The organism is Frankia sp. AiPs1 (assembly GCF_023716945.1).
Classification (GTDB): Bacteria; Actinomycetota; Actinomycetes; order Frankiales; family Frankiaceae; genus Frankia.
In genome coordinates this window covers 1-9,339 of sequence record NZ_JAMQQF010000211.1, presented here as the reverse complement: position 1 = coordinate 9,339, position 9,339 = coordinate 1, and the positions used below count along the sequence as shown (strand labels likewise).

Genomic DNA, 9,339 nt, shown 5'->3' with positions numbered 1-9,339 from the left:
GTCGTCGGGCTGCGGTCGGCTCGGGTCGGTGCCGCCCGGCGCCTGCGGCGCCCGGCGGAGCGTCGGGAGCAGGGCCGCTTCCTCGTCGAGGGAGCGCAGGCCGTCGGTGCGGCCGTCGCCGCGGGCGGCCTGCTCGAAGTCTTCGTGGGGGTGTCGGCGGCAGGCCGTCACGACGATCTGCTGCGCACCGCCGCGGTGCCCGTCCGGCTCGTGACGGACGAGGCCGCAGCGGCGCTGTCCGAGACGGTGACCCCCCAGGGGCTCGTTGCCGTCGCCGCCCTGCCGGATCACCGGCTCGCCGACCTGGCCGCCCCCCGACTGGTGGCGGTGTGCGTGGGCGCGAACGACCCGGGCAACGCCGGCACCGTGATCCGCAGCGCGGACGCGGCCGGAGCGGACGCGGTGGTGTTCACCGGTGGCGGCGTCGACCCGTTCGGCGGCAAGTGCGTGCGGTCGTCGGCCGGCAGTCACTTCCACCTCCCGGTGATCGTCGAACCGACGCTCACCGACGTGGTGGCGGGGTTGCGCGCACGGGGGTGCCGGATCGTCGCGACCTCGGGTTCCGCGCAGCGCGATCTCGACACCGCGATGGACGTCGGCGAGCTCGACGGGCCCACTGCCTGGCTGTTCGGCAACGAGGCGCACGGTCTCGAGCCCGCCGGCCTGACCGCCGCGGACGCGGCGTTGCGGGTACCGGTGTACGGTCAGGCCGAGTCCCTGAATCTTGCGGTTGCGTCCGCCCTGTGCCTATACGCATCGGCGCGGGCGCAGAGAACGGGTAGGTCCGGTACTGACGGCACCGGAGGAGGTGGTCGGCGGTGGTGAACACCGTCGCATCGACATCCGAACAGGCGCCGACCGCGCAGCAGCCGCCGGCTCCCGCCGGTGCAACCGTTCCCCCGGCGGGCGGCTCGGCCGGCTTGCCCACCGCCGCCGCCCCGGCATCAGGCGAGGCCATGACTGCTGACGACGAGCTCGCGCAGGATCACGGCGCAGCGGCGGACCCCGCCGAGGCCGACGGCGGCGACGGCGCCGGCTCGGCCGCGTTGGACGGGCCGCTGCCCACGGCCGCATTCGATCTGCTGCCCGACGCGGTCGTCGTCACCGACGCCGCCGGCACGGTCGAGGTCTTCAACCGAGCCGCGGTCCGCCTCATCGGCGTGGCCGCGCCGGGCGCGGTCGGTCGGCACCTCACCGAGGTGCTCCCGCTGCTGGACGAGCGCGGCAACGACTGGTGGGAGCGCTCCGCGCTCAGCCGGGAGCTGCCGCGGGTCATCGGGCAGCCCGAGCGGCGGCTGACCTACGCCGGTCCCGTGCACGACCGCGACTTTCACGTCACCGTCCGTTTCACCCGGGTCGCGGGCCGGCTGGCCAGGGTGTCGCTGTCGCTGCGCGACACGCTGAGCCGGGAGCGGCTGGAGCGCAACCGGGCGGACCTGGTCGCCACCGTCGCCCACGAGCTGCGCTCCCCGCTGACCAGCGTGAAGGGTTTCACGGCGACGCTGCTGGCCAAGTGGGACCGGTTCACCGACGAGCAGAAGAAGCTCATGCTGAACACGGTCAACACCGACGCCGACCGGGTCACCCGCCTGCTCGCCGAGGTGCTCGACGTCTCCCGCATCGACTCGGGCCGCATCCAGGTCCGCAAGCAGATCGTCGACCTGCCCAGCCGGGTGCGCTCGGTGGTCGACGGCAAGATCGCCGCGGGGGCGGCGGGCGCGGAGCGGTTCGACGTCCGCGAGGAGGGCGAGCTGCCCGAGATGTGGGTCGACCCCGACAAGATGGAGCAGGTGCTCCACAACCTCGTCGACAACGCGCTGCGCCACGGCGCGGGTACTGTGACGGTGCTGCTGCGCGGCAGCGACACCGGCACGGAGGTGAGCGTGGCCGACGAGGGCGAAGGCGTGTCCGAGTCCAATGCCGCGCGCGTCTTCACGAAGTTCTGGCGCGGTGCCAGCCGCGGTAACGGCACCGGCCTCGGGCTCTACATCGCCAAGGCACTGATCGAGGCGCACGGGGGCACCATCTCGGTCGGCCGGGCCGCGGGCGGCGGCGCCGAGTTCCGATTTTTCGTGCCCGCCGGCGGTCCGGTGTTCGGCTGAGGCCGAGCGTCACGATTCGATCGGCGGGCGCCCCGGGCAGCCGGTGGGCGGCATCGAGCGCGGTTTCGCGCCGCCGCGGCTACCTCCCCGACCTCCATCGCCGCCGGGCCCCGCCCAGCCAGGCGACGATTCCGACCGGGCGACCTCACGCCCAGTGAAACGATACGAGGATGAGCACCGTGCCCGCCCCTGGAGAGACTGTCGACCCGTCCCGGGTCCACGCCCTCGACTCCGATCAGCTCGCCGCGGCCGTCGCCGCCGCGGTGGCGCTGTCGTCCTACCAGCACAACGCCCGGATGAACATCCAGATCCACGGCGGCATCGGCTTCACCTGGGAACACGACGCCCACCTGTACCTGCGCCGCGCGGCGACACTGGCCGCGCTCGCCGGCCCGGTCGAGGGCGCCGAGGACGACGTCTACGCGCTGACCCGCGACGGCGCCCGCCGCGCGCTCGCCGTGGAGCTGCCGCCCGAGGCCGAGCAGTACCGGCGCGAGGCCCGGGAGTTCGTCGAGCGCTACCACGCCGCGGCCGAGGGTGAGCGGCGCGAGCTGCTCGTCGAGAGCGGCTACCTGGTGCCGCACTGGACGAAGCCGTGGGGCCGCGAGGCCAGCGCCGCCGAACAGCTCGTCATCGAGGAGGAGTTCGTCGGCGTCGAGGTGCCGAACCTCGGCATCGGCGGCTGGGTGCTGCTCACGCTCACCCAGCACGGCTCGCCCGAGCAGATCGAGCGCTGGGTGCTGCCGAGCCTGCGCGGCGAGCTGCGCTGGTGCCAGCTCTTCAGCGAGCCGAACGCCGGCTCCGACGCTGCCGCCGTGCAGGCCCGCGCCGAGCGGGTCGAGGGCGGCTGGAAGATCAACGGGCAGAAGGTCTGGACGTCGGACGCGCAGAACTGCAACCGCGGCCTGGCCACCGTGCGCACCGACCCGACGGCGTCCAAGCACAAGGGCATCACGGCGGTGGCGATCGACCTGACCGCGCCCGGCGTCGAGGTCCGCCCGCTGCGCGAGATCACCGGTGACGCGCTGTTCAACGAGGTCTTCTTCGATGACGTCTTCGTTCCCGACGCCGATGTCGTCGGGGAGATCAACGCGGGTTGGATCGTGGCCCGCGCAACGCTGGGCAACGAACGGGTGACGATCGGTGCCGGTAGCGGCGCCGATGAGGGCCGCACCGCCGTCGGCCTCGTCGACCTGCACGCCCGCTACGCCGCCGAGGACGTCGAGCTCGCCCGCCGCGTCGGGCGGCTCGTCGCCGTCGAGGCCGCGATGGGGCTGATCAACCTGCGCCAGGTCGAGCGTGCGGTCGCCGGCAGCGAGCCGTCGCCCGAGGGCAACGTCAGCAAGCTGCTGTCCGCCGAGCATGCCCAGCACGTCACCGAGCTCGGCATGACCATCGCCGGCGCCACCGGGGTGACCGGCGCGGAGGCCGACCTCGCCTACCGCTACCTGTTCGCCCGGGCGCTCACCATCGCCGGCGGCACCTCCGAGGTCGGCCGCAACGTCATCGCCGAACGGATCCTGGGACTGCCCCGGGAACCCAACATGCGCTGAGGCCCGCCCTTCCCTTCCCGTCGCCGCCACCGTCCCTCGCCGTCGCCACCGTCGCGTGCCCGCGACGGTCGGCGGCGCTGGCCGGCCCGACGGCATCCCAGCGCTAGGAGGCGCCAGCGTGACGGTCGACGACCAGGCGTTCATCGTCACCGGGCAGGTTCAGAAGCAGGCCTGGCAGGACCGGGTCCTGCCGCCGGTGGAGCAGGTCCGCCCGGGTCTGTGGTCGGTGCCGACCCCGTTCCCGCAGAGCCCGCTGCGCTACGTGCTGGCCTACCTGCTGGAGACCCCGCGCGGGCCCGTCCTCGTCGACACCGGTTGGCCCAGCGAGGACGCCTGGGACGGCCTCGTCGCGGGCGTGCGCGCGACCGGCCACGAGATCGCCGACGTCAGCGCGGTGCTGATCACTCACGGTCACGCCGATCACTTCGGCCTCGCGCGGCGGATCCGGCGGGAGTCCGGCGCCCCCGTCATGATCCACGAACTGGAGGTCGCCGCCTCCCACCAGTTCGCCAGCATCGCCGAGTTCCGCGCTGCCGACCGGATCTGGTTGCGCTGCCGCGGCATGCCCGCCGCGGAGATCGGCGTCCTGTTCCCCGACGGCGACGAGCCGCCGGAGTGGCGCGATCCGCCCGACGTGCTGCTCCAGGACGGCGACCGCCCGCTCGGCGCCGCCGCCGCGGTGCGGGCGCTGTGGACCCCCGGGCACACCCCCGGCCACCTGTGCTTCGTCCACGAGGAGCACAACGTGCTGCTGACCGGCGATCACGTGCTGCCGCGGATCAGCCCCAACATCAGCCCGTCGCCGCGGGTGCGCGCGGACACCCTGGGGGAGTACCTGGGCTCGCTCGCGGCGATCGAGGACATGCCGGTCGACGAGGTGCTGCCCGCCCACGAGTACCGCTTCCGCGGCCTCGGCGCCCGCGTGCGCCAACTGCAGGCCCATCACCGGGCTCGGCTGCGCGAGGTGGTCGAGGCGGTGATCGAGCTCGACGGTCCGACGACGATGGCGGTGGCCGAGCGGCTGACCTGGTCGCGGCCCTGGAGCGAGTCGCGGGGGATCGTGCGCCGCTCGGCGGTCGGTGAGACGTACGCCCATCTGCTGCATCTCGAACGCCGCGGCCTGCTCACGGGTGGTGCGAGTGCGCAGGAGGCCGGCCCGGGCCAGGTCGATGCCTGGCGACCCGCGGCCGAGGCCGGCGTCCTCGTGGAAGCCCTGCTGCGCTGACCGGGGTCAGCTGCGTGGGGCCCGGTTGCGTTCAGGCGGAGCGCGCTGAGCCAGCAGAGCGCGTGGGGTCAACAGAACGCGTTGAGTCAGCAGAGCGCATGGGGTCAGCGGAGCGCGTGGGGTCAGATGTTGAAGCGCTGCGCCCCGTCGATGCGGATCGTCTCGCCGTTGATGTAGTCGTTGTCGACGATCGACAGGGCGAGCTTGGCGTACTCGTCGGCGTGGCCCATCCGCTTGGGGTTGGGCACGCCGGGACCCCACTTGGCCTGTGCCTCGGCCTCCTCCATCCGGTAGGCGGGGGTGAAGAAGGTGCCCGGGGCGATGCAGACGACCCGGATGCCGGTGGGGGCGAGGTCGCGGGCCGCGGTGAGGTTGAACCCGATAACGCCGCCCTTGGCCGCCGAGTAGTCGGTCTGGCCGACCTGGCCTTCGAACCCGGCGATGCTGGCCGTGGTGATGATGACGCCGCGCTGGTTGGAGTCCAGCGGCTCGTTCTGCGACATCGCTCCCGCGACCTTGCTGACCACCCGGAACGTCCCGACCAGGAAGATGTCGATGGTCCGCTGGAAGGTCTCGACCGGGTAGGCCTGGCCCGACCGGTTGACCAGGCGCTTGCCGGCCGCCGGGCCACCGTGCACGACGACCGCCGCGCGCAGCGGGCCGAGCTCGACGGCGGCGGCGATCGCCGCCTCGACGGACTCGTCGCTGGTGACGTCGGTGGGGACGAAGACGGCCTGCTCGCCGAGTTCGTCGGCGAGGGTCTTGCCCTTGTCCGCCGCCAGGTCGGCGATGACGACCTTGGCGCCGGCCTTGACGAGCCGGCGCACGGTGGCCTCGCCGAAGCCTCCCGCTCCGCCTACGACCAGCGCGGACGCTCCTGTGAGTTCCATGGTTCCTCCTTCGGGCCCGCCGGTGTCCCGGATGGGTGTCCGGTGAGGGCGGTCGTCATCAGGGGCGTCCGGCCGCAAGGTGACGTTATCGTCAACTCACGGCTCCAACCCGCTGTATTACTGTCGGTATCTCGGTAATGCTTACCATAGTTCCTGTCCGGGGGCGTTCCACTGGAAGCCCTCACCCTGTGAAAGGTGGACCGTCATGTCAGATCCCGTCATCGTCAGCGCGGCGCGCACGGCGATCGGCACGGCCTTCAAGGGCTCGCTGGTCAACACCACCGGCGAGGAGCTGGCGGAGGTGGTCCTGCGCGAGACCGTGCGCCGCTCCGGCCTCGACCCGGCCCGCATCGACGACGTCATCTTCGCCGAGTCCATGTACGGCGGCGGCGACCTCGCCCGCTACGCCGCGGTCGTCCTCGGGATGACCAGCGTTCCCGGGCAGGCCGTCAACCGGCACTGTGCCGGCAGCCTCACCGCGATCGGCAACGGCTCCGCCGGCATCATCAGCGGGATGGAGAAGATCGTCGTCGCCGGCGGCGTCCAGGCGACGTCCACCGGGCCGAAGCTGACCCGCCGCGTCCTGGGCACCGCCGACCAGTTCGAGGACTGGATCCCCGCGACCCACCCGGACTCGCCCGAGGCCCCGAACATGGACATGTCCATCTCGGTGGGCTGGAACACGGCGAAGGAGGCGGGGCTGACCCGCGAGGAGCTCGACGCCTGGGCGTTCCGCTCCCACCAGCGCGCCGTCGCCGCGATCGACGAGGGCCGCTTCGTCGACGAGATCGTGCCGATCAAGGTGCAGGCGCCGGACGGGTCGTTCCGCGAGTTCGCCGTCGACGAGCACCCGCGCCGCTCCAGCACGCTGGAGAAGCTGGCGTCGCTGAAGGTCCTGCACCCGGAGATCCCCGGCTTCAACATCACCGCGGGTAACTCCAGCGGCGTCAACGACGCCGCCGCCGCGGTCACCCTCGTCGGCGCCGACATCGCCGCCGCCGAGGGCCTGCCGACCCTGGCGAAGGTCCGTGCGTGGGCGGCGGCCGGCGTCGAGCCGCGCCGGATGGGCTTCGGCGCCCTGGAGTCGATCTCCAAGGTGCTCGGTCGCGCCGGGCTGACGACGCAGGACGTCGCCCTCTGGGAGATCAACGAGGCGTTCGCGTCCGTGCCGGTGGCCGCCGTCAAGGAGTTCGGCCTCGACGAGGACACCGTCAACATCAGCGGCTCCGGCTGCAGCCTCGGTCACCCGGTCGCCGCCTCCGGCGCCCGTATGATCATCACGCTGCTGCACGACCTGCGCCGCCGCGGCGGCGGCATCGGCGTGGCCGCGATGTGCGCGGGCGGCGGCCAGGGCGGTGCAGTCCTCATCGAGGTCTGAGCCCGGCCTGGTCTGAGTCGGGCCTGGTCTGAGCCGGGCAGGATGTAGGTCGACGGCCGGCGCCGGGTGGCGCTCGACGCGGTGGCGGCCGGCCGCGACCAGCGGGAAGCAAGCGGTGCGTTGGGCGCGATCCTGGCGCACAGACCGCGCACAACGCACCGCAACCGGCCCCGCCCGGCCCGCCCGGGCCCGGACTTACTGGTTCTTGGAGGCACTGTGCAGTACACCAAGCTCGGCTCGACGGGGTTGGACGTGTCCCGCATCTGCCTGGGCTGCATGAGTTATGGCGAACCGGGCCGGGGCGCCCACCCGTGGTCGCTGGACGAGGACGCCGCCCGGCCGTTCTTCCGCCGGGCGATCGAGGCCGGGGTGAACTTCTTCGACACGGCGAACGTCTACTCGGCCGGTAGCAGCGAGGAGATCACCGGCCGGGCGCTGGCCGAGTACGCCAACCGTGACGAGATCGTGCTGGCCACCAAGGTCCACGGGCCGATGCGGCGCGGCCCGAACAGCAGTGGCCTGTCCCGCAAGGCGATCATGACCGAGATCGACGCGAGCCTGAAGCGGCTGGGCACCGACTACGTCGACCTCTACCAGATCCACCGCTGGGACCGGCGTACTCCGATCGAGGAGACGCTGGAGGCCCTGCACGACGTGGTGAAGGCCGGCAAGGCCCGCTACATCGGCGCGTCGTCGATGTATGCCTGGCAGTTCACCAAGGCGCTGTTCGTCGCCGACGCCCACGGCTGGACCCGGTTCGCGACCATGCAGAACCACTACAACCTGATCTACCGCGAGGAGGAGCGGGAGATGCTCCCGCTGTGCGCCGACCAGGGCGTCGGCGTGATCCCGTGGAGCCCGCTGGCCCGCGGCCGCCTCACCCGCGACTGGGACGCGACGACCGCGCGCACCGAGACCGACGAGTTCGGCCGCAAGCTCTATGCCGAGGGCGACCGGGCCATCGTCGACGAGGTGGCGCGCATCGCCGCCGAACGCGGCGTCCCCCGCGCCCAGGTGGCGCTCGCCTGGCTGCTCAGCCGGTCGCAGGTCGCCGCACCGATCATCGGGGCGACGAAGCTCTCCCACCTGGACGACGCCGTCGCCGCCGTGGACCTCGTCCTCACCGCTGACGAGATCGCCCAGCTCGAGAAGCCCTACACTCCCCACCCCATCGCCGGCTTCAACTAGACGATCAGGACGCGCGGCGACCGCTCGTGCGTGGGAGAGCGCCTTCATGGTTCTTCTGTAGGGCTCGGCGTCCGATTTATCCCTACGCAGCAGACAGGCGGCGCCGCTCCCACGCACACCGCTTCGCCTACGTGGGGCGCAGCCAGCCGCGGCGGCCGAGACCAGGGCGGAGCACGTCGTCGCTCCACAGCAGCTGGCCGTTGGTCGTTGCCGGGTCGGCGAGGGCGACCAGGACGGTGGCCTCGGCGAACTCCTCGGGGCTGGCCCAGTCGGTCTCCCCGGCGGCGGCGACCAGGTTGCCGGGGGTGATGACGGGCTCCGACGGCGAGAGCACGTTCACCGCGACCCCGTAGGCCTGCGCCTCGACGGCGACGGCCTGGCTGAGATGGTGCAGCGCCGCCTTGTTGCCGCCGTAGGCGAGCGGGCCGGGTGTGCCGGGTGCGGCGTAGGGCCCCTCGCCGGGGATGAATCCGGCCACCGAGCTGATGTTCACGATCGATCCCCGGCCCAGGTCGATCATGTCGGGGAGCACGAGCTGCATGAGCCGGTAGGAGGCGAACAGCCCGATCTCGAAGTGCATCCGGAAGCCCTTGAGCGGGAAGTTCAGGAACGACGCCCAGTCCGGCATTCGCCCCGGCGCCCCGGCCGGTGCCGGTACCGCGGACGTCGCCACCGGTCCGGCGGCACCCGTGCGGACTGGCGCTGTCGGCGCGGCGCCGTCACGTGCGGACGCCACGGGCTGCGGCTGCGTCGGCGGGCGGCCCGGGACGGTCAGGGCGGCGTTGTTCACCAGCAGGTCGACGGGGCCGAGGCGGGCCCGGGTCACCTCGACGATGCGTTCGACGTCGGCGGGCCGGGACAGGTCGGCGGGGACGGCCAGCGCCCGGCCGCCCTCCTTGACGATCTCCTCGACGACCTCGTGCACGGTGCCGGGCAGGCGCGCGTCCCACTGCGCCTCGGTGCGCGCGACCACGGCGACCGCGGCGCCCTCGCGGGCGAAGGC

Annotated in this window: 8 protein-coding genes; 6 read left to right on the top strand and 2 right to left on the bottom strand. The window is 72.7% G+C overall.

Annotated features, from left to right (window positions below; all coding sequences use genetic code 11):
* From ND748_RS17995 to ND748_RS17980, 4 genes are all read left to right on the top strand, one after another.
* A partial coding sequence (locus tag ND748_RS17995) for an RNA methyltransferase (RefSeq protein ID WP_251746973.1) occupies positions 1 to 825 on the top strand: 825 nt, incomplete at its 5' end.
* 131 nt (positions 826 to 956) lie between these two features.
* A complete protein-coding gene (locus ND748_RS17990; protein ID WP_251746971.1) occupies positions 957 to 2,102 on the top strand; it encodes a PAS domain-containing sensor histidine kinase in 1,146 nt (381 codons plus the stop codon).
* Between the two features lie 170 nt (positions 2,103 to 2,272).
* The gene (locus ND748_RS17985) at positions 2,273 to 3,655 is read left to right on the top strand and encodes an acyl-CoA dehydrogenase family protein (protein ID WP_251746970.1); all 1,383 of its coding nucleotides are present in this window, start codon (positions 2,273 to 2,275) and stop codon (positions 3,653 to 3,655) included.
* A gap of 118 nt (positions 3,656 to 3,773) precedes the next feature.
* On the top strand, positions 3,774 to 4,880 hold the full coding sequence (locus ND748_RS17980) for an MBL fold metallo-hydrolase (RefSeq protein ID WP_251746969.1): 1,107 nt from the start codon (positions 3,774 to 3,776) through the stop codon (positions 4,878 to 4,880).
* A 122-nt stretch (positions 4,881 to 5,002) separates the two neighbouring features.
* Here the strand turns inward: ND748_RS17980 and ND748_RS17975 are convergent, their stop codons facing one another.
* Positions 5,003 to 5,770 (bottom strand): SDR family NAD(P)-dependent oxidoreductase, encoded by a 768-nt coding sequence (locus tag ND748_RS17975; protein WP_251746967.1) that lies wholly within the window; start codon positions 5,768 to 5,770, stop codon positions 5,003 to 5,005.
* Positions 5,771 to 5,975: 205 nt separating this feature from the next.
* Between ND748_RS17975 and ND748_RS17970 the strand changes: the two genes are divergently transcribed.
* Both ND748_RS17970 and ND748_RS17965 read left to right on the top strand, forming a co-directional pair.
* Positions 5,976 to 7,148 carry a thiolase family protein gene (locus ND748_RS17970; RefSeq protein WP_251746966.1) on the top strand — a complete coding sequence of 391 codons (1,173 nt, stop codon included), beginning with the start codon at positions 5,976 to 5,978 and terminating at the stop codon, positions 7,146 to 7,148.
* Positions 7,149 to 7,364: 216 nt separating this feature from the next.
* The gene (locus tag ND748_RS17965; protein WP_251746963.1) at positions 7,365 to 8,336 is read left to right on the top strand and encodes an aldo/keto reductase; all 972 of its coding nucleotides are present in this window, start codon (positions 7,365 to 7,367) and stop codon (positions 8,334 to 8,336) included.
* Positions 8,337 to 8,463: 127 nt separating this feature from the next.
* Here ND748_RS17965 and ND748_RS17960 read toward each other — a convergent pair.
* The coding region (locus ND748_RS17960; RefSeq protein ID WP_251746962.1) for an SDR family NAD(P)-dependent oxidoreductase at positions 8,464 to 9,339 on the bottom strand (876 nt) is incomplete at its 5' end.

Bases quoted from the DNA above. Each gene is read 5' to 3' on its own strand.
- ND748_RS17990 (WP_251746971.1), top strand. From the start codon at position 957: ATGACTGCTGACGACGAGCTCGCGCAGGATCACGGCGCAGCGGCGGAC.
- ND748_RS17985 (WP_251746970.1), top strand. From the start codon at position 2,273: ATGAGCACCGTGCCCGCCCCTGGAGAGACTGTCGACCCGTCCCGGGTC.
- ND748_RS17975 (WP_251746967.1), bottom strand. From the start codon at position 5,770: ATGGAACTCACAGGAGCGTCCGCGCTGGTCGTAGGCGGAGCGGGAGGC.
- ND748_RS17970 (WP_251746966.1), top strand. From the start codon at position 5,976: ATGTCAGATCCCGTCATCGTCAGCGCGGCGCGCACGGCGATCGGCACG.